Annotated in this window: 16 protein-coding genes; 6 read left to right on the forward strand and 10 right to left on the reverse strand. The window is 33.2% G+C overall.

Annotated features, from left to right (window positions below; translation table 11 throughout):
- Positions 1-20: 20 nt before the first annotated feature.
- From BKP56_RS11280 to BKP56_RS11310, 6 genes are all read right to left on the reverse strand, one after another.
- Positions 21-479, reverse strand: coding sequence for an RloB family protein (locus BKP56_RS11280; protein WP_083540559.1), 459 nt, complete (start codon positions 477-479; stop codon positions 21-23).
- 164 nt (positions 480-643) lie between these two features.
- Positions 644-1936 (reverse strand): AAA family ATPase, encoded by a 1293-nt coding sequence (locus BKP56_RS11285; RefSeq protein WP_072695170.1) that lies wholly within the window; start codon positions 1934-1936, stop codon positions 644-646.
- 797 nt (positions 1937-2733) lie between these two features.
- Positions 2734-4098 (reverse strand): PTS cellobiose transporter subunit IIC, encoded by a 1365-nt coding sequence (gene celB, locus BKP56_RS11290; RefSeq protein WP_072695171.1) that lies wholly within the window; start codon positions 4096-4098, stop codon positions 2734-2736.
- A 494-nt stretch (positions 4099-4592) separates the two neighbouring features.
- Entirely contained in the window at positions 4593-4916 is a 324-nt protein-coding gene (locus BKP56_RS11300; RefSeq protein WP_072695173.1) for a PTS cellobiose transporter subunit IIA, read from the reverse strand.
- Positions 4917-4929: 13 nt separating this feature from the next.
- Positions 4930-6930, reverse strand: coding sequence for a BglG family transcription antiterminator (locus BKP56_RS11305; RefSeq protein WP_072695174.1), 2001 nt, complete (start codon positions 6928-6930; stop codon positions 4930-4932).
- A gap of 16 nt (positions 6931-6946) precedes the next feature.
- Positions 6947-7228 carry a PTS cellobiose transporter subunit IIB gene (locus tag BKP56_RS11310; RefSeq protein ID WP_232226970.1) on the reverse strand — a complete coding sequence of 94 codons (282 nt, stop codon included), beginning with the start codon at positions 7226-7228 and terminating at the stop codon, positions 6947-6949.
- Between the two features lie 560 nt (positions 7229-7788).
- Between BKP56_RS11310 and BKP56_RS11315 the strand changes: the two genes are divergently transcribed.
- Positions 7789-9006, forward strand: a complete 1218-nt coding sequence (locus BKP56_RS11315) for a cation:proton antiporter (protein WP_198033946.1) — start codon at positions 7789-7791, stop codon at positions 9004-9006.
- A 344-nt stretch (positions 9007-9350) separates the two neighbouring features.
- Here the strand turns inward: BKP56_RS11315 and BKP56_RS11320 are convergent, their stop codons facing one another.
- A complete protein-coding gene (locus tag BKP56_RS11320) occupies positions 9351-10661 on the reverse strand; it encodes a PTS sugar transporter subunit IIC (protein ID WP_072695176.1) in 1311 nt (436 codons plus the stop codon).
- Between the two features lie 4 nt (positions 10662-10665).
- Positions 10666-12060 (reverse strand): glycoside hydrolase family 1 protein, encoded by a 1395-nt coding sequence (locus tag BKP56_RS11325; protein WP_072695177.1) that lies wholly within the window; start codon positions 12058-12060, stop codon positions 10666-10668.
- A gap of 205 nt (positions 12061-12265) precedes the next feature.
- Between BKP56_RS11325 and BKP56_RS11330 the strand changes: the two genes are divergently transcribed.
- Positions 12266-13057 carry a MurR/RpiR family transcriptional regulator gene (locus BKP56_RS11330; RefSeq protein WP_072695178.1) on the forward strand — a complete coding sequence of 264 codons (792 nt, stop codon included), beginning with the start codon at positions 12266-12268 and terminating at the stop codon, positions 13055-13057.
- Positions 13058-13273: 216 nt separating this feature from the next.
- On the opposite strand, the gene BKP56_RS11335 is transcribed toward BKP56_RS11330, so the two are convergent.
- Together BKP56_RS11335 and BKP56_RS11340 are read right to left on the reverse strand one after the other, a co-directional pair.
- A complete protein-coding gene (locus BKP56_RS11335) occupies positions 13274-14410 on the reverse strand; it encodes a glycerate kinase (protein WP_072695179.1) in 1137 nt (378 codons plus the stop codon).
- A 32-nt stretch (positions 14411-14442) separates the two neighbouring features.
- Positions 14443-15714, reverse strand: coding sequence for a GntP family permease (locus BKP56_RS11340; RefSeq protein WP_072695180.1), 1272 nt, complete (start codon positions 15712-15714; stop codon positions 14443-14445).
- Between the two features lie 157 nt (positions 15715-15871).
- Between BKP56_RS11340 and BKP56_RS11345 the strand changes: the two genes are divergently transcribed.
- The 4 genes from BKP56_RS11345 (at position 15872) to BKP56_RS11360 (ending at position 19611) form a co-directional block, all read left to right on the forward strand.
- Positions 15872-16249 carry a sugar diacid recognition domain-containing protein gene (locus BKP56_RS11345; RefSeq protein WP_072695181.1) on the forward strand — a complete coding sequence of 126 codons (378 nt, stop codon included), beginning with the start codon at positions 15872-15874 and terminating at the stop codon, positions 16247-16249.
- Between the two features lie 50 nt (positions 16250-16299).
- A complete protein-coding gene (gene istA, locus BKP56_RS11350) occupies positions 16300-17859 on the forward strand; it encodes an IS21 family transposase (RefSeq protein WP_072694860.1) in 1560 nt (519 codons plus the stop codon).
- Positions 17852-18598, forward strand: coding sequence for an ATP-binding protein (locus BKP56_RS11355; protein WP_072694861.1), 747 nt, complete (start codon positions 17852-17854; stop codon positions 18596-18598). The genes istA and BKP56_RS11355 overlap by 8 nt, the downstream gene beginning before the upstream one ends.
- Positions 18599-18771: 173 nt before the next feature.
- Entirely contained in the window at positions 18772-19611 is an 840-nt protein-coding gene (locus BKP56_RS11360) for a PucR family transcriptional regulator (protein ID WP_232226971.1), read from the forward strand.
- Positions 19612-19803 lie beyond the last annotated feature (192 nt).

Consider the following 19803-nt stretch of genomic DNA (forward strand, 5'->3'; position numbering starts at 1 on the left):
TTGACACGTGTACATGGATTCTAACTACTTGGGGTATGGTTTCCTTCTGTACCCTGTTGCTTATTTAAGTTTTCAGCATTTTTTAAAGTAACTTCTGTTAATTCAAAAGTGAAATCAAAAACTGCATGGTCGCTTTTTTTATAACCTGTTGCTAATCCTCTGTCTTGTAGATGCTTATCTAATTTAGTAATATATTGATCCCGAGTTACACCAGTATTTAAAAATTCAAAATGCAAAACCAGCCATAATTCAAAGCATTCATTAGACCACGCCACTCTAAAACCTCTAGATTCAGCCATTTCTATCAATCGATGAAAATCATTTGAAGAAAGGTCATCTTTATCAAACACGAGCCATTTGTATTTATACTGTCTTGGCGTTCTTCTAAAATATTTTTCTGCTTCATCAATTAATCTTTCACCAATCATCCCAACCCCTTCGATTTGAAAAAGCGGAAGGTCAATTTTGTCATTGGACAAGGTTTTTCTTCTACAATTTTATTTTTAAGATAAGTAAAATAATTCTTTTCAGTTTCTTTACCTTCTGATGCGATTAAAAAGTACTCAGCACTTGGTGTTCGTTTTTGCCTTCTTTTCTTTTTACCTTCTTTTCTTTTTACCTTCTTTTCTTTTTACCTTCTCTTCTATTTTTCCCCATCTAATTCCTCCCAATCACGGTAAATTCTTGGAATGGAATCGTAGCGACCTGCAATATAGTCTTTCGCATAACTAGCATCTTTACGAATTTTACGTTTGTATTCATCTTTATATTCATATAAAGAATATAAATCAGAAACACTATTATCCGCTTTGTCTACGAACCAGATTTCATCTCTTCTAAAATTTTCACTATCCAACGAATATACATCATGGGTGGTAAAGATGAGTTGAGCCCCTTTTATATTTCTTGTTGGATCATGAAACATGATTAGAATAAACCGTACAATCAAATGATGGAGCTTTGCATCTAATTCATCGATAAATAACGTATATCCATTTTCTAATGCCTCATCAAGATAATTATACAGCAGCAGCATTTTTTGAGTCCCACTTGATTCATTCGAAATGGTTGTTCTAATTTCATCACCTGTTTGCGGGTCATTATGAACAGTGACCACACGTTTATTCTGCGTTTCTTCATCCTCTATATCATTAGACAATTCCGTTTCTACAATTTCAAAACGTTCAATCCCTACATCAATTGCCTTAATAAATTGTTCTAATTTTCTTTTAGATTCAGAATCTTCTACCGCCTTTAATAACCAATGTCCTCGATTAATTTTCGATGCTTGACCAAAAGTTCGATTTTGATAAAATTCGAAGAACGGATTACCATAATCTATTACACTAGATTGTCTAAACCAATCAAAAACATCTCGAGCCAATTCAATTTTTAAACTAGATAATATAGAAAGTACAAGCGTCTGTTCATCAAATAATTCTGTAAACGGTGAAGAAAGCTCAGATAAAGATTCAGAAATGAACGAAATTTTTTCTGGAAATCGCTCAAACTGCAATTCAAACTTTTCTTTTTTTACTGATTCATCTCTTTTATATAAATATTCTTCAATAACTTTAGACTGTAAGATACAAAATCCGTACTGATAAATTGAGCCTCTATGAGAAAAAATCACTTCAAATTCAGTCGGCTGTTCTCTATCAAACCAATGTGAAACATTATTAAATGCATGTTCTGACAGTAATTCGTTTTTTCCAAAAGAATGCAAAACAACCATTCTCATATATTGGAATGCTTCCAAGACATTACTTTTTCCTGAAGCATTTGCTCCATATATTGCTGCAACAGTTAAAACCTTCTCATCAAAAATATCTGTAAAAATATCTTCCTTATGTTCTTTTATAGCAGTTGCCGTCAAATCTAAAGTAACTTCTTCTTTAAACGATTTGAAATTTTTAAACGTAAATTGGTGTAACACGCAAACACCTCCCGATTAATCTATCATAATTATACTCTTCTAAAAACTTAAAAACAATTTTTTGAGATAATTTCTCGTTTTTAAAATTTTCCAGAAATTTGTTGAAAATAGTTGTCAATATCAGCTTTGGATCACTATGTTTTACATTATTCTAAATTAATTCTTGTATTAGTTTTGGTTCTAGGCTAATCTGTAGTCGTTGCACCATGTTATCAACTTATTTAAGATTATATGTCTCAAGAGAATATTCATTTACCGATAGGTTCCGTGTTGTGCTACTACGATCTCTCCCGATTTCCATATGGATATTGATTTGAATCACCGAATTTTTATGCTTTCTAGTGTCTTGATGTTTTAATAGTTTTATAGAGCTCCAACTATCTATTTCGATGCTTCAAGATGGATTTTTGTATGTGCCTCCTTTAATAAATTTGTTGTTTTAATCGTATGCATATACTGTGTATTGTAAGTTTATTACTTGGACCTGAAGATCTGTTGTTGAAGCTGTTGGAGTTTAGACAATAGATCCCATTAGTAGTCTATTAATGTGTTCCTAAACATCATGAAACAATCCATAAGATTTTTAAAACTTACTTTGCTTTGAGTATTCTCTTGAATCGATATGTAATAACTCCCATATAAAAATTTAAAATAAGATTTATGTTATTTATTCAGCAACAATATTTAGGAACGTATTTTGTATAAAAAATACGTTCCTAAATCACCGCTTTACTGAAGGGATTTAAAGGAACGTATTTTATTACAGTATAGATTTACTCAAACAAGAATTGCAGAATTTAAACTTGCTCTTGCAATGCTTCACCTTGTTCTTGTCTAACTAATTTTTTATCATAAATTTTAATAAATGGATAATAAATTAAGAAAGCTGATGCTGCTGCAACTAAAGCAACAATCGCAGCTAACCAGTCCCCGCCAGTACCAATGAAAGCCCCTATACCAACTGGAGAAGGCCAAGGCATTAATGCTATTATTGGATTAATAATCTCAAAAGAAATAGCAAAATACGCAATTGAAGCACTTACCATTGGAGCTAGAAAGAATGGTATAGCTAAGAATGGATTATAAATTATCGGAAGACCAAATATCAATGGTTCATTAATGTTAAATAAAGCAGGTACCATTGCAGCTTTGCCAATTGCTTGTAACTGTTTTGATTTAGCTAAAAATGCTATAAAGAAAGTCATAAGCAAAGTTGCTCCAGATCCTCCCACTGTTACAAAAGCGTTATTAAATTCTCCTGCTAATGGAATATTTGCTCCTGCTGCATTAGCTGCTAAGTTTGCTAGTGTAATAGGCGTAATCAATGCAAATATAATGTTTGCACCATGTATACCGACTAGCCATAAAGCATGGACCAAGAAATAAATAACCATGACTCCAATCCATGTGTTTGTCAACTCAGTTACAAATCCAAACGGAACTTGAATCATACGGAAAATATCAGTATTGAAAACTACTAAAATACCATTCATAATAAGTACAACAAAAGCCACTAAAAATGCTGGAATCAGCGCTGTAAATGCTCTAGAAACACCAGCCGGCACTTCAGCAGGAAGCTTAATAATCAATTTTTTAACTACACACAATTTATATAAATTGACAGCAATAATTGCCATTACAATCCCAACAAATATTCCTGTGGTTCCTAATCTTTCAACACCATCAGCACCTATCCGCCAGCCACCTACTACATTTACTTCTTCTGTCAACTCAGTCACACGATTCACTACACCGTTGTCGAATAGTAACTCTGGAATAGTCATAAAGAAAGCAAACATTGACAGTAATGCACCGTTTAAGCCGCTTATTTCTAACTCATCTTCTTCGGAAATGATTTGAGCATATTCATAGCCAAGGCTTACATTGAAATATAATGCAAGTAATCCCATTGTCGTTGCATTAGCTAGCATATATAAATCACTAAACCTAAAAAATGTATCGTTAAAGAAATTTTCTAAAAATGGAAATGTTAAAGGAAGTACATTAAATACTAAGAACATTGATCCTACTATAGTAAATGGAATAGTAGCCATACCAGCACCCATTATACCTCTTACAACTTTTAGTTGAGCTATCTTTCCTAATGGGCCCATTAAATACTTTTCCATCAAATCAAAAAATTTATTATTTTCATTTTCCATGTGTTTCACTCACCTTCAATGAATTTTTGAAATTGACATACGTTTTATATCCACTATCTTTATTAAATCTTAAAGCGTTTATTTTTCTTAAACAAAATGCACTAACTATTGATCCTAATATTAAAACGCCTAATATGCCCGTAATACCATATGAATTGAAATTTAAAAAGGGATATACAGTACTAAATACACGAGAATTTATTGTGGATCCCATTAACAAAAAATTTATAAGCAATTGTAAAGAAAAGAATATTTTCGTATTTTTAAGCATTATTTGATGTTTATTACTATTGTATGCTTTCAAGAACTCTTGTATGGGAAAAATTGCACTAATAATCATTGATAGAGGTACTAATATGGCAATATTTATGCTTGGTAGCATAAGTATCAACCAATTTAAGTTTGTAAAGAAAAATAATGCTAAAGAATACCTCAGAAATATGAAGCGATTATACCGCATGTTCTTCAAAGCAGTTTTTCTCCTCAAATCCATTTTATTCCTCCTTCTCCATTTTCTGATACATCACAAGCATTTCTATTGCTACCTCTCTTATAGTCATTGTAGTCATTAGATGATCTTGTGCATGAACCATTATTACGTCCATAATAATTTCTGTGCCATTAGCATAATCATGCAACAATTTAGTCTGTACATTATGAGCTTTTATTAAACTATCATTTGCTTCTTCCAGCTTCTCTTCTGCTTCTTGTAATTTATTTTCACGCATCGCTTTAAACCCTTCATGGACAAGTGTTCGTGCGTTTCCACTATCTAATATAATTTTAAATGCAATTTCTTGGATTTCAGCCGACTCCATTTTCCTATCCCCTTCATCGCGTTAATAATTTTGTTAATTTATTTATGAATTCTTCATAATTGTTTACTTTTACAATTTCATCAAGATACTCATCTTTTTCAATGATTGGCAGAAGAGCTTTGCTTACTTCATCTATTTGATTATTTCCAAATCTATCTGGAATCATCAGTATAGTTAATTTAATATCCTTACTAGCCTCATCCCAAGCAATTCCTCTAGGTGTAATCAGTATGCCAACTCTTGGAATATTTCCAACTCCTTCAATAGGATGTGGTACAGCAATATGCTTTGAAAACACAACACTACTGAAATTTTCTCTTAACTTTAATTGGTTCATCAGAAAATGTTTAATAATACTAGTATCTAATTGGATGCTTTTATCAGCCAGAAGATTTAAAGCTTCATTTTTAGTTACAATTGTATTTGAAAGAAGAAACAAATCAGGATGGAAATATTTATTAATCAATTGAGTTACTTGATTTTCTTTTATTTTATAGTCTGTTTTTGGCTTTTGAATCGAAGCTACTCTAGTACCTAAAAATTGGTTAATTAATTTAATATCTTCTTCATTTAGCAAGACACTGACATTCACTACTGGAATATTAAAGACAACATTGGAGAGATCAATAGAAGAAACAATTAAATCAATATCTTGCAATACTTCATCTGTAATTTCGTAATAACTGATTACCTTTACTATATTTAATTTTGACCCTAATTCATTCTCTAGACGAACTTTTAGCATTTGTGAACTACCTAACCCAGTAGCACATATCACTAATGTATTCTTCTTTTCACTTTTGATCTTTCTTTCTAGAGCAGCAATTATATGCAATGAGATATATGCCCACTCATCATTTGTAACGCCAAAATTTTTTAACTGTTCCATTTTAGAAAAATATTTTTTAGTTAATTCAAACTCATACTTATAATTGAAGAGAATTTCTTTAAGCAATGGATTCGAAAGTTTATTATTATTTCTCATTCTGTCAATAAATGGCGAAAAATGATCAATTAAACCGTTTAACAAAATAGGGTCTTTAGAAAGCAGAACTCCAGAATCCCATTCTATTTCTTCAAGTACTTTAGTTATTGCTTCTCTTAGACATTTTGTTTCCTCATCTACAATCGTAAAAGAACTTTTGGAGCTTTTATTTTTCAAATGAAGTGCTATGTTATATATTTCTTCATCAGGCAAATGGATATCCGAACTTTTCCTCAAACGATTTACAATTTTTTCAGCTGTAAAAACTTCCTGTGTATAGTCCTCCTTATTAAAATACTGATTAAATTTGATTTGATATCCTTCTTCCACTCTTTTCAAAGCTAGAGATATATGTGTAACGATGTTTAACATTACAGTATCGTTCAATTTTAATCCCACATTCCTGCATTCATCTAGTACAATAAGTAATATTTCTTCTGGACTAATAGCAGTTAGCAATTTTGATATTTCACCGAGACTCTTTAAATTATTTTGTAGTCTTTCAACAAAGAAATAATTCATTATAAAATGCCTTTTGTCCCGTTCATTCCCCTCGACCGACAATCCATTTATTTTGCTGGTTCTTAAAGATAAATCATACTGCTTTAACTTTTTATTTATAGACTGGATATCATTCAACAGAGTGGACTGTGATACTGCTAAATCAAGCATGACGTTATCGAAGAATATTTCTTTATTATCAAAAAATATCTTTCTTAAAATAAAATATTGACGATCTTTTGAGTCTTCAATATGCCTTATGTTACTTTTTTCAAGTTGTTCTTTTTTGTTACTCTGGAAATAGATTCTAAATTTTTCTTCATCTCGAATAACTATCTTAAATCCATGGCCAGGAGTTGAGGTAATACAAGCTAGATCGTCATCAATAGCCTGTATAAGCTGATTAATATATTTACGAGCAGTTTTCTCTGTAACTCCGAGATTTTTTGCAACTTTCTTGCTTGTAAGATATTTATTCTGATTGTTGTAAAAATATTCTAAAATCAAAATCTCTTTATGATTTAACACATTCATCGGATCCTTTTTAGATATTATTTTCAACTAATTTAGCCATTTTTTCAATCCCCATTGGAATTGGAACATATGCTTGGGGTGGAATGTTAACAATTGGTTTTCCTTTCTTATTAGCTGCTTTCTCTAAACTGCTAAAATACATTTTTGTCTGAGGACTAACTAAATATAAATCAAATTCATCTTTCTCAATCATTTTGGCTCCCTGTGATTGACTCGTAGCATCAAGCTCTATATCTTTTCCTTTTCCTTGAAGATAATCCGTTGTTTTCTTTGCAATAAGTGACGAGGACATTCCGCCTGCACAAATAATTAAAGCTCTTTTCACTTTTAATTCCTCCTTTTATTTTGTATCTTAACTATATAATAAAGCGATTCCACAATATATATAAACAAGTTCCGTTTCGTAAAGGTCATTCATTGTAATCGCTTACTATATTTGTAAATGAATATTTATCCTCACCATTCACTACACCATGTCCCCAAACTGAAATCATGTACAAATGAGTCAATAAAGTTATAATTTTCTACACATATCGCGTTCACCTCTGATAATAGTCTGGGTCTCTGATTAAATAGCGGTATAATCAATATACAAATTTCTTTTTTTCTGAGAATAATTCATATTTATTATTATTCGTTTAAAGTTTTCTTGGTTATTTAATTATGAATATACTTTCTCTGAATAGTTATCGAAATGGTTTTATAATGGGATCGTAGTAACTTTTCTTAGAAGTGTCTAGTCTGAAAGTAGAAATTAAATAATTGCAATAAGCTACATTTTTAACTCCTATCCTTTTCTTTGTTATACTATTTTAATAAAGAATTCATATTTAGAGAGAAAGGGGTATTAATGTGACAATATTGCATCAGCTGATGATTCTTCTGCTAGTGAGTATTGTAGTTCGTATGCTTGATATTAAGCAGAAGTATTTTCCTGTACTTGTTGTTCTAGCACTTATTGGTATAGGACTGTCGTTTATCCCTATATTTTCAGATTTTTCTGTGGCAAGCGATGTCTTATACGAAGTATTTATCCCAGGTTTACTGTTTGTCTCGGCTTATCAGTTTTCAGCTAAGGCATTCAAAAGTAACGCACCAGTCATTATCACACTGGCTACAATTGGTATGCTAAGTACAGTATTTCTTTTGGGAATAGGAATTTACTATACCGCTGCATTGATTCATCCTTTAACGTGGAATATATCATTATTACTGGCAGCTATATTAGTACCTACAGATCCTGTTTCAGTAGTCAATATTCTAAAGAAAAGCAATGGTGTGGATGAAATTGCAGATATCGTTGAAGGGGAATCCATGTTAAATGACGGAACGAGCATTGTCATGTTTACAATAGTATTATCAATGGTCGAAACCGATGGCGGATTTTCAATTCTTTATTTTCTACAGGAATTCTTAATCGTTTCTTCAGGTGGGGTTGTTGTAGGGTTACTCACTGGCTGGCTTCTCAGCAAACTTCTACGTTTCACTTCTCACCCAGATTATCTGGTAATGTTAAGTGTGTTAACAGCATATGGAAGCTTCCTACTTGCTGAACAATTTGGATTTTCTGGTGTTTTGGCCACAGTTGTGTCCGGAATCATGCTTTCCTTTGCCTTTGCCAAAAAGGAGACAGAAGAAGAAAAGAAAACCAGAAATCATTTAAATATATTCTGGAATATACTCAATCCGATTCTAACTTCAATACTTTTTCTGCTCATTGGTATACAGGCCACATCTTATTTGAATTTTAGTCAATGGCCATTAGCCTTCTTGATTTTTTTGTTATCTTTACTTGCAAGAACAATTATCGTCTTTTCTCTTATGTCCATTTTCCCAAATTGGAGAAAAATATTATTTCGAAACATTCTTTTAAATTTCTTGCTCTTATCATGGGCAGGCATTAAAGGATCCATGTCGATCGTCTTACTACTATGGACGGTAAATAGTTCAGTAGGCAATCAAAATCTGGTCATCTCTATTGCCTTTGCGGCTATTCTAATCTCATTCGTCCTTCAAAGTATGGGTGTTTATCCTTTAACGAAATTATTGAAGAAGGTTGAATCTAAGTAATGTATTGACAATAGAGTGATCCACATATCCATAAAGATAAAGTTAGCATATAAATATTTAATACCCAAAATTTTGTGTACAAATAATTTTAAATACCGCCCAGTCAAGGCTCAGTTAGCTTGACTGGACGGTATTTTCTTTTCTGGCTGGTTTTGTCCCAGCCTCTATCATTTGATTATTTTCTATTTACTTACAATTCATTTAAAATTTTATAAAGCGACATTCTTTTTTTATTGACATAACGATTCAACAAAAACAACAGACACGAGTTGGCTATTTCGTTCTAGTTCATTTTTAAATATTATAAATACACTCATTGTTTTTCTTCTTAAATCATAATTCAATTACATATCTTGTTCCAGTTCTGCCTGTCTCATTAATACTCGTTCGCTGATTTTCAAGAATGGAAGATAAATTATGACTCCCAGTGCTATTAGAATAATTTGGAGTACCGATGCTCTCCAATCTCCTCCCGTTGCCAGCCATCCGCTTATAACAGGCGGAGTCACCCAAGGTATATACACAACTGTTTTACTTACCAAACCAGCTGCAGTAGCCAGATAAGCTATAATGGTTTGAATAATTGGAAGCAAAACAAATGGAATAATCATTGGTAAATTGAATACAATCGGCATACCAAATATTAAAGGTTCATTGATTTCGAAAATACCTGGTGCTGCTGATAAATTTGCAATTTGTCTATAAGCTTTTACTTTTGAAAATATGAGGATTGCAATAATTAAGGAAATAGTTGCGCCTGTTCCGCCCATTTGAGCAAATGCAGTTTGAAAGCTGATTGTTAAAATATGCGGTATATCTGCACCCTCGGCAAAAGCTACTGAATTTTCATTAATATTTTGTGTCATGAACGGTTCTGTAAATGGCCCATTGATTACAGATTGATGAATGCCTAATCCAAAGAATAAGTTTCCTAAGCTATAAAGGAACAAATAACCCACTAGACTTGTTCCAACTGCTCTTAAAGGTTCTTGTATAACCGTTACAATTAAAGAAATTAAATCAGTTCCCAATGTAACCATCAATAGCAAAGATAATCCAGAGAATAATGATACCGTTATGATAGCAGGAATCATAACATTAAAAGATCTCGAAACTGCTGGTGGAACTTTTTCTCCTAGATTAATTTTTAAAATATCAAATTTATTAAGCGCAATCAATAATTCAGTAGCTACTAAACCAATAACAATACCGGCAAACATTGTTCCAGTTCCTAAATTAGCAAAACTTAGTACATTATCTACTAGAACTTCTTCACCTGTGGTAGTAGTGGTCATCAGTTGTAGTGGCATCATTGTGATATATGTTGCTATGGCAATAATTGCTGCTGAAATAGGATTACTAAACCCTTTGTTTTTTGATAGAAAATAAGCTATAGCAGGACATAACAGCAAACCAGCACTATTCAACGTTCCTCGAATGATACTTGTTCCAAACTGTTCTGCTGTTTCCAGCATTTGATCAGAAAAAATCCATGGAAAAACAACAGAATTAATTAGAACTGCTAATCCAGCTAAAACAAACAACGGAATGATCGTTGCAAAAGCATCCCGCAAAGATCTTAAATGAACTTGATTTCCTATTTTAGTTGCAATTTCAACAAACTTATTCATCATTCTTTCATTTTTATCTGACATATGATCATTCCTCTCTGCTTACCATGCTAGACAAATTTTCTCCATTTGTACGAATGACTCTTTTTAACCATTGATAACTTTTTTTCGGAACACGCGCTAAGTCTTTTAAATCATGATTTTCCCTATTTACATACACAACACCATATCTTTTGCGCATATCTCCTTTTGAACTAAGAATATCAATAAGACCCCATCCAAGATATCCCATTACATCTACACCATCTTTTTCTACTGCATTTTTCATTTCTTGTATATGATCTCTATGATATTCAATACGATAATCATCTTCTATTGAGTTTTTTCCATCCCATTCTTCAATAACTCCAATTCCGTTTTCAATCGGGAAAACTGGTAAATGATATCTAGCATATAATTTATTTAATATATTTCTAAAACCTAGTGGATCAATTTGCCAATTCCATTCAGTGGAATCTATATATGGATTATCAACTTTTCCAAATTCTAAATATTCAGCAGGGAATGTTCCTTTTGGAATTTTCTTATGATCAATAACGTTAGTTGCATAATAACTAAACGTTAAATAGTCACTTGTTAATTTACTGAGCTCATTTAATTCTTCTTCTTCGATTTTCAATTCAATATTATGTTCTTTAAGCAGTGACCAAAATGAATCCAAATAGCGACCATGTACAAATGCTTCTAATAAATTATTGTTAATCTGCTCATCAAATTCTCTTGCTCTAAACACATCTTTTGGATGACAAGTTGCCGGATATATTTCCTGATAAGCAAGCATCCCACTTATTTGGCAGTCGGTATTCTCATGTATATAATTCGCCACATAGGTGTGTGCCATCATAATATTGTGTTGGATCTGATAGGCTTCGTTTATACTTTTTCCCCCTGTCATATATCCAGAAGATTCAAAAACTTCAGGTATTAAACAGAATGCATTTTGTTCGTTAAACGTAATCCAATGCTTCACTTTATGGCCGAATCTCTTAATCATTTCAATTCCATATCGACTAAAAGCGCTAACAACTTCTTTCGATAAAAACCCATTGTACTTTTCTGCTAAATGCAAAGGCATATCAAAATGATATAAACAAATCATTGGTTCAATCCCTCTAGAAATCAAGGAGTCAATGAATCGATCGTAAAATTCAATCCCAGCTTCATTAAACGCTCCATCTCCAGTAGGATTTACTCTGCTCCACGAAATTTGGAAACGATACATATTCATTCCAAGGTCTTGCATATAGTCAAAGTCTTCTTCATATCTATGATAAGAGTCAGTTGCAACTTTCCAGTCAGAAGAAAATTCAGTCGCTTCTTTAATATCGTATACTGATTTACCTTTTCCCTCTGCATCCCAAGCTCCTTCTGTTTGCATACTTGAAACTGAATTTCCCCAATAAAAATTTTCCCTAAATGTCATTTGCTCTCATCCCTTTCCTATTTGATAGTCCAAGTATAGCAACAACACTAAGCCAGATGGGCTCTCGTTAAGAGAACGGTTTCATCTTTTGAAACTAGTTTTAAGAATTGAAATTATGACCATTATGGATTTATAAAACTAATTGGTATAATAAGAAAAAGGGTAGAAATAATATTGCATTATTTCACGAGAAAGTAGTGGTTATATGAGCGCCGGGTTAGTATTAACGCTTCAAAACATCATCAATCAATCTCCAACATATACAGAAATTGATATCGTCATTGCACGTTATTTATTAAAACATTTATATAAAGAAAATCTTTCAATAAATGATATTGCTAGTGAGTGTCATATATCGAAAGCAAGCGTCACTCGATTTTCTCAAAACTTAGGATATGCTGGATTTAATGATTTAAAAAAAGATTATCAGTTAACCTATATCGAACTTGACGAAATGAAAATTGATTTAGATGCAATTACTAATAAACAAGTAAGTCCTTTACAAAAAAATATCCTTTCAGAATTTCAAAATTCAGTGACTGACTTAGCAGCTTATGCAGAAAAACTGGATTTAAAAGAATTTGAGAATTTATCTGAATTAATTCATGATGCTTCAAATGTTCATCTTTATGCAACATTGATACCAGGAAATATGGCTGAAATCCTACAGCATATGTTATTGACTGCTGGAAAGTTTGTTGAATACTATCCTCAACTTAATAATCAATTAATTGCTGCTGATAACCTTAAAGAAAATGACTTAGCTATTTTCATATCACTTGAAGGATCCTATGTTATGCAAAAAGATTTAACTTTGAAAATAACCAGGTCAAAAGCTACTACTGTGCTGTTAACTCATAATCCAGAAATGAAGCTTTCAACTGTTTTCGATCACGTCATCCACCTTGGCGACCATGGAACAGAACGAGGTGGCAAATACAAATTATTAATGTTTATAGAGTTCTTAGCGCATTGTTACTTTAATAAATATGTTTAATTTTGAATTAACAGGCGTGAGCAAAAAAGCCGCTAGTATGAACTAGCAGCTTTATTTATATTTCATTCCATTAATTAATCTATTTAAAAAGTAAAAAAGAAAAATAGATTTGGTTAACTAACGTTTTTAAAACTTAATTATAGAGCACATTCTAATTCGATTATCTGATGTAGAGAGAATATTTTTTCTTCAAGGCTCTATGATTTTTCCATTCTTTTATTTCATTCCAATATTAATCAATCTCGCACAATTCATTGCTGTATTTTTAAGGTTTTCAAATCCGTTTTCCAATGCTTCTTCGATTGTAGAGAATTCAGGTATTATGCTAAATACCGCATCTATTCCTTCATCATAAATAGTTTCATAACCTTTGTTTAAGCAACCGGCTAAGGCAATAGTTGGTACACCATATTTTTTTGAAACTTGAGAAACGGCAATAGGTGTTTTACCGAAAATTGTCTGATGATTAATACCACCTTCACCCGTTATAACTAAATCTGCTTCTTTTATCTTTCCTTCGAGATCTAGTATATCAACTATTAAATCACCACCACGTTCAAGTTTACCGTTTAAAAATGCCACTATTCCAGCTCCTAATCCGCCTGCTGCACCTGCCCCCGGAATGTGTTCAATATCTTTACCAAGAGATTCTTTTATTAATTGAGCAAAATGGGAAAGATTCGTATCTAATTGTTTCAATTGTTCTATAGTTCCACCTTTTTGTGGACCATAAATATAAGAAGCACCTGTCTCACCTGTCAGTGGATTATCCACATCGCAAGCAACTCTAATACTTACTTCATTAATTCGAGAATGCATGTTAGAAATGTCAATATAAGATAATTCTTTTAACCCTTCTCCATTAGGTACAATAGGATTTTTATTTTTATCGAGAAGTTTCCCTCCCAAACTCATAATCATCCCCGCACCCCCATCGTTCGTTGCGCTACCACCAATTCCAAGTAAGATTTCTTCTACCCCTTCATCTAATGCATCTTTGATTAATTCTCCGAAGCCAAAAGATGTTGTTTTAAGAGGATTCCTTTTATTGGGTTGTACTTTGTCTAGTCCTGAAGATGCAGCCATTTCAATAATCGCAATTTTTTTATCTCCAGAAAGACCGTAAAAAGCAGCGACTGGTTCTTGAAGTGGTCCTGTTACGGTCAGTTCTTTCAATGTTCCACCAGTCGCATCAATAATCGATTGAACTGTGCCTTCACCACCATCCGCCATAGGTAATTTAACATATTCGGAATTCGGTAAGACTTCTTTAAATCCTTCTTCAATTGCTCGAGCTACTTCCAGTGCTGACATACTTTCTTTAAAAGAATCAGGTGCAATTACTATTTTCATATACTCATCCCTTTATACTATTTTTAATCATTTTATCCAAGGTTCAACAATCCAAATATAATAACTGAAACCACTGTAATCGTTAATCCAATTGCTGATTCATAAGGAATCAGTTTCAACCGTTCTTTAAAGCTCATAAGGACACTTCCGCCTGTAGCATGAAAAAAACTCCCATGAGGAAGATGGTCTAATACTGTCGCACCAGCATGTATCATTGCTGCGCCAGCTAAAGCTCCGATTCCAGAATCAATCAATGGTGTGCTAAAAACAGAACTAGCCACAATTGAACCAGAGGTTGTAGATGCGGTAGCGGCAGACATTACAATACCTGAAATAGGAGCTAATAAGTATACTGGCAACCCTAAATTTGCTACCCCATCAATCAGTACCTCCCCTAAAGTGGAGTTAGTAATAATTCCTGCAATTGTACCAGTCCCAATTAGAAGTATTGCAACTGGAGACATTTTACTTAAACCAAATGAAATCTGTTCAATGATTCCTTTGATTTTACCCATGATTAATGACCCAGCAATCCCGCCTAATGGGAGTGCAATCATTGGATCAATGATAATATCTGCTATAGGTCTTAAAGATAGCAAAACTACCGCTATTATTGGACCAGAAATAGCAGTAAGGAACGTCGGTAGATTTTTTGTTTCCACTCCATTTGATTCTACTTCACTCGCAACAACAGATATACCTTTAGAAGATATACGCTTTGCTATAAAATAGGTCATAAATAAAGCAACGATACCTGGAACAACCCCAGCTAACATAACGGAAGTTAAAGGACTTCCAAATGCTTCTGAAACAGCAATTGTATTAGGATTAGGTGACATTATATTTCCCGCTTTGCCTCCACCAATCATAGCTAATAAAATAGCTGATTTGCTGATTGAAGCATTTTTAGCAATAATCAAGGCAATTGGGGCAACTGTAATAACGGCAATATCGACAAATACGCCTACAGCCGTCAGTAATAAAGTAGCTAACGCTAGAGCAAATAACGCACGTTTTTCACCGACTTTATCAATTATAGTACGAGCTATTGACTCTGCGGCTCCAGATTCTATCAATACACCAGCCAGAATCCCCGCTGCTAAAATTCTTAAAATAGCAGTCATCATCCCTTGGGCTCCACCAATCATAAGTTGAACTGTCTCCGTAAGATTTGCTCCCCCTATCAACCCTCCTGCTAATGCTCCAATCAATAATCCATATATTGGGGGTGTTTTGATAAAAATAAGTCCTATTGCAATTAATAATCCTATAACAGCTCCTAGTGCTGATACTTCTATTTCCATGTGTATCCTCCTGACAAATTTAATAACTTTAATAGTACTCCGTTCTGAATCCGCTTTCCATATTGTGTAAACCAATTTAATTTACCTTGTGTTTGTTACAGAGACCAAATAAACTAGTATAAAGCAGTTTATTATAACTAAAAGGATGGTTATTAATATGGAAATTTCTTCTGATATCGCTCAGGAAATAGTTTTACAACTTAAAAATGTACTATCACAAGAAATCAACTTTATGAATAGCAAAAGTATTATTATAGCAAGTACCGATAAAAATAGAATTGATCATTATCATTCAGGAGCTGCAACAGTTTTAGCTACAAAAAAACCGCTAGTTATTGACGATAGTAAAAGTTACATTGGTAGTAAACATGGAATAAATATGCCTATTGATTATTTCGCGCTCACAGGTCCATCAATATCCAATCCGAGTCCACCAATTCACGAATCAAGTCCTCCTCTGTTATCTGCTCGAATTTGCACTTCAAGGCAATCAATTCGCACATCAAGTCCACTTACTAGTCTCTTTTATGTATAGTAATTTTAGAAGGTAAAACTTCTAAAAAATACATGAAGGAGGCTATTTTTATGGCCAGAAAGATTCCAGTGAAGTTAGTGATGCAGTATCGAGATCAAGGTTTTTCTCGAAACATGATTGCTAAAACACAGAAAGTAGGACGTAGTTCAGTTAGTGATGTCTTCCAACGAGCAGATCGATTTAATCTCTCCTACGAAGATATAAAAGAGCTATCTGAAAATGAGGTGTATCGAAAATTCTTCCCTGAACGACATCAGTCAGAAGTTTTATACACACTTCCTGACTACGAAAAAGTCCATAAGGAACTTCAAGGTGTAGGTGTGACCCTTAAGCTCTTATGGCAAGAGTACGTGGATAAGTGTAAGAATACCCACGGTATTGCAGTTGGATATACTAAGTTTTGCGAAGATTATCAAAAGCACATTGATCAATATCGCTTAACGAATCATTTGAAACATAAACCTGGCGTCTCAATTCAAGTTGACTGGAGTGGTTCAACCATGAGTTTATTAAATCCAGACACAGGTGAAATAACCACTGTCTATCTGTTTGTAGGAGCTCTTCCTTATAGTCAATACACTTATGTGGAACCAACGCTTGATATGAAAAGTGATACCTGGCTACGTTGCCATATAAATATGTTCACCTATTTTGACGGTACCACAATTCGTTTAATATGCGACAATTTGAAGACCGGTGTAATAACTCACCCCAAAGAGGGTGACATCGTTTTAAACGAACAATATGAAGCTCTCGCAAACCATTATGTTATGGCCATTATGCCTGCTCAGGTAAGAAAACCTAAACAGAAAGCAGCGGTTGAAGGAGCGGTTGGTAAAATTGCAACGGCAGTTATTGCTTCATTAAGAAATGAAATATATACAACAATGGGAGAACTAAAATTAGCTGTTCGTGAGAAATTGGAAATTTATAATAATAAAGAATTTCAAAAGCGTGAAGGCAGTCGTTCGCTTGTTTTTAAAGAGTCAGAACAGGAATTTTTGCGTGCCTTGCCTTCTGTTCCATACGAAATATCAGAATGGGTTTACGGAAGAAAAGTAAAACTGGATTGTCATATTACGTATCAAAAGAATAATTACTCTTGTCCCTATCAATATGTCAAAAAGAGCGTTGATTTAAAAGTAACAGATAACTTTCTTGAAATTTATTATCAAAATGAACGAATTGCGACTCACAAACGATTCCCATCATATAAAGAATATAACTTTTCAACCTTGCCAGAACATCTACCAGATCAATTTAATCAACTCGAATGGAATGACCAACGACTATTAAATTGGGCACAAAAAATTGGACCTTTCACCCATAAAGTGATTCAGCGTATCTTTGAAAACCTACCACTCAAAGAACAAGGATATCAATCGTGCTTATCTGTTCTCAATTTATCGAAGAAGTATTCAAATGCTTCTTTAGAGAAGGCTTGTCAAATAGCTTTAGAACGTGTCCATTCCCCAAGATACCGTCAACTAAAGGCAATATTAACGAATCCTGTTAATAATGAAGCGATTGAACATGCAGAGACCAACTATAAAGAATCCATGGGATTCGTGAGAGGATCAGACTATTATGGAGGCGATAAGAATGATTGATAACGAAACGATTAGAAAATTACGTCAAATGGATTTAAGTGAATTAGTAGACGCTTTAGAAATTCAAGAGATGGACAATGATACACGACAACTGTCTTTTGATGAACGACTTCAACTGGGTACTGACCATCTATATCAAGAGAAATACAATAAACGGGTGAATGGATTAATTAAACGATCCAAATTTCGTATTCAAAACGCAACTGTTTCTGCTATTCATTATGACAAACGAGATATTGATCGTCAGACACTTAATGAATTAGCCACCTGCAGCTATATCAATCACCGAAGAAACATTATTTTTCAGGGCTTCACTGGGTCAGGAAAGACCTATTTAGCCTGCGCTTTAGGACGAGAAGCGTGTAAACGAGAAATTCGAACACGCTATATTCGTTTGCCTGACTTATTAATAGAGCGAGACGAAGCGACACTTAAACCTAAAGGTGTAACCAACCTCATCACAAAATTCTCAAATTATAGCCTGCTGGTTATTGATGAATGGCTACTAGATGATTTATCAGAAGATGACCTGAAATTTCTCTTCGAAATCATTGAACGTCGCTACGACTCCGGCTCCACCATCTATTGTACACAATTTAGAAAGTCAGATTGGCATAAAAGATTAGGAGGCGGTGTTCATGCGGACGCCATTATGGATAGAATCGTGCATAATGCCGTATGGTTTGATACAGGTCAATTAAATATGCGAGAACAGTTAGCTAAAGCAAGTACTAACTAAATCCTGTCACAACAAGCCACGCTTTCACCGAGCGTGGCTATTTAGTGGACTCTAAGCACGAACAAGTGGACTTGTAATGGATATTGAGAGACTCATTCTTGCGAATAGGCGGGTCTATAAGCGCGTAATAATCACCTATTGCATTAGATGGAAAAGTCATTGGGGTTGTAGGAATTACTGGAGAACGATGTAAAGTAGAAAAAAATGGATCAATCATAAAAAAAATGACTGAAATATTAATTAAAGAAGATTTTATAAAAGATGTAAACTTGAAAAAGCACGATCGTTCACGATATATTATCACTCGGATACTAAACCCACCTTTAGTAGATACTCCCAATCATTATTCCGACGTTTTCTATTATGATTATGCTACTCCACATTTTTGTTTAATTGGAGAATTTAAAACAATATTCAATTTTCATTACGAAGAAGTTTATCGTATTATTAGTACTAACACTCATGAGTTAGATGAAATTATTTATGTTATTATCGATCATAAACTATATCTTTTCGTGCAGAAAATAAATACACATCAGTTAAATTCGTGGCTTAAATTATTATCAGAAAAAATATCTTCTCATTTTGACGTTCCTTTTTACTTTGGTGTTGGGCCAGTAAGTCAATCCTTAACTACTGCAAATCAATCTTTTGAATATGCATCAAATGCACTACAGTGGAATAAAGTAAATGAAGAGAAACCTTACCTTCATTTCAGTGACTTGGACTTAGGGTTATTATTAACCTCTATAGATAAGAAACGTATTTCACTCATAAAAAATAAAATTCTTCAATCGATTCCTTCAAAGGAATATGAAGAATTAAAAAAAATACTCCTTACTTATGGAGAAATGAATAAAAGTATAAATAGAAGCGCAGAAAAACTATATATCCATAAAAATTCATTTCAATATAAATTAAATAAAATAACTCAATATACTGGTCTTAATCCTAAAGTTCTAAATGACTACGTTTATCTCTATATTGCTTTCCTCCTTGAGGATCTGGCGTAATAAGAATCTATTAAACTAATTAATATAAAAGTTATAATTTCAAGTAAATTAATCAAGTGATAGTATAATTAATTAATGGGTGTCTCCTTATATAATGAGTTTAAGCAGCCGCAAAACTATCTTCATTTAAATTTGATATTAGATTATCTGCCCCTCATGATGGAAACATTCTGGATCCTCTAGCATAACTTA

It is taken from the genome of Marinilactibacillus sp. 15R (assembly GCF_001895285.1).
GTDB lineage: Bacteria > Bacillota > Bacilli > Lactobacillales > Carnobacteriaceae_A > Marinilactibacillus > Marinilactibacillus piezotolerans.

Excerpts from the sequence above, each read along its gene's own strand:
- celB (WP_072695171.1), bottom strand. The coding sequence starts at position 4,098 with ATGGAAAATGAAAATAATAAATTTTTTGATTTGATGGAAAAGTATTTA.
- BKP56_RS11300 (WP_072695173.1), bottom strand. The coding sequence starts at position 4,916 with ATGGAGTCGGCTGAAATCCAAGAAATTGCATTTAAAATTATATTAGAT.
- BKP56_RS11310 (WP_232226970.1), bottom strand. The coding sequence starts at position 7,228 with ATGTCCTCGTCACTTATTGCAAAGAAAACAACGGATTATCTTCAAGGA.
- BKP56_RS11320 (WP_072695176.1), bottom strand. The coding sequence starts at position 10,661 with ATGTCAGATAAAAATGAAAGAATGATGAATAAGTTTGTTGAAATTGCA.
- BKP56_RS11325 (WP_072695177.1), bottom strand. The coding sequence starts at position 12,060 with ATGACATTTAGGGAAAATTTTTATTGGGGAAATTCAGTTTCAAGTATG.
- BKP56_RS11330 (WP_072695178.1), top strand. The coding sequence starts at position 12,266 with ATGAGCGCCGGGTTAGTATTAACGCTTCAAAACATCATCAATCAATCT.
- BKP56_RS11335 (WP_072695179.1), bottom strand. The coding sequence starts at position 14,410 with ATGAAAATAGTAATTGCACCTGATTCTTTTAAAGAAAGTATGTCAGCA.
- BKP56_RS11340 (WP_072695180.1), bottom strand. The coding sequence starts at position 15,714 with ATGGAAATAGAAGTATCAGCACTAGGAGCTGTTATAGGATTATTAATT.
- BKP56_RS11345 (WP_072695181.1), top strand. The coding sequence starts at position 15,872 with ATGGAAATTTCTTCTGATATCGCTCAGGAAATAGTTTTACAACTTAAA.
- istA (WP_072694860.1), top strand. The coding sequence starts at position 16,300 with ATGGCCAGAAAGATTCCAGTGAAGTTAGTGATGCAGTATCGAGATCAA.
- BKP56_RS11355 (WP_072694861.1), top strand. The coding sequence starts at position 17,852 with ATGATTGATAACGAAACGATTAGAAAATTACGTCAAATGGATTTAAGT.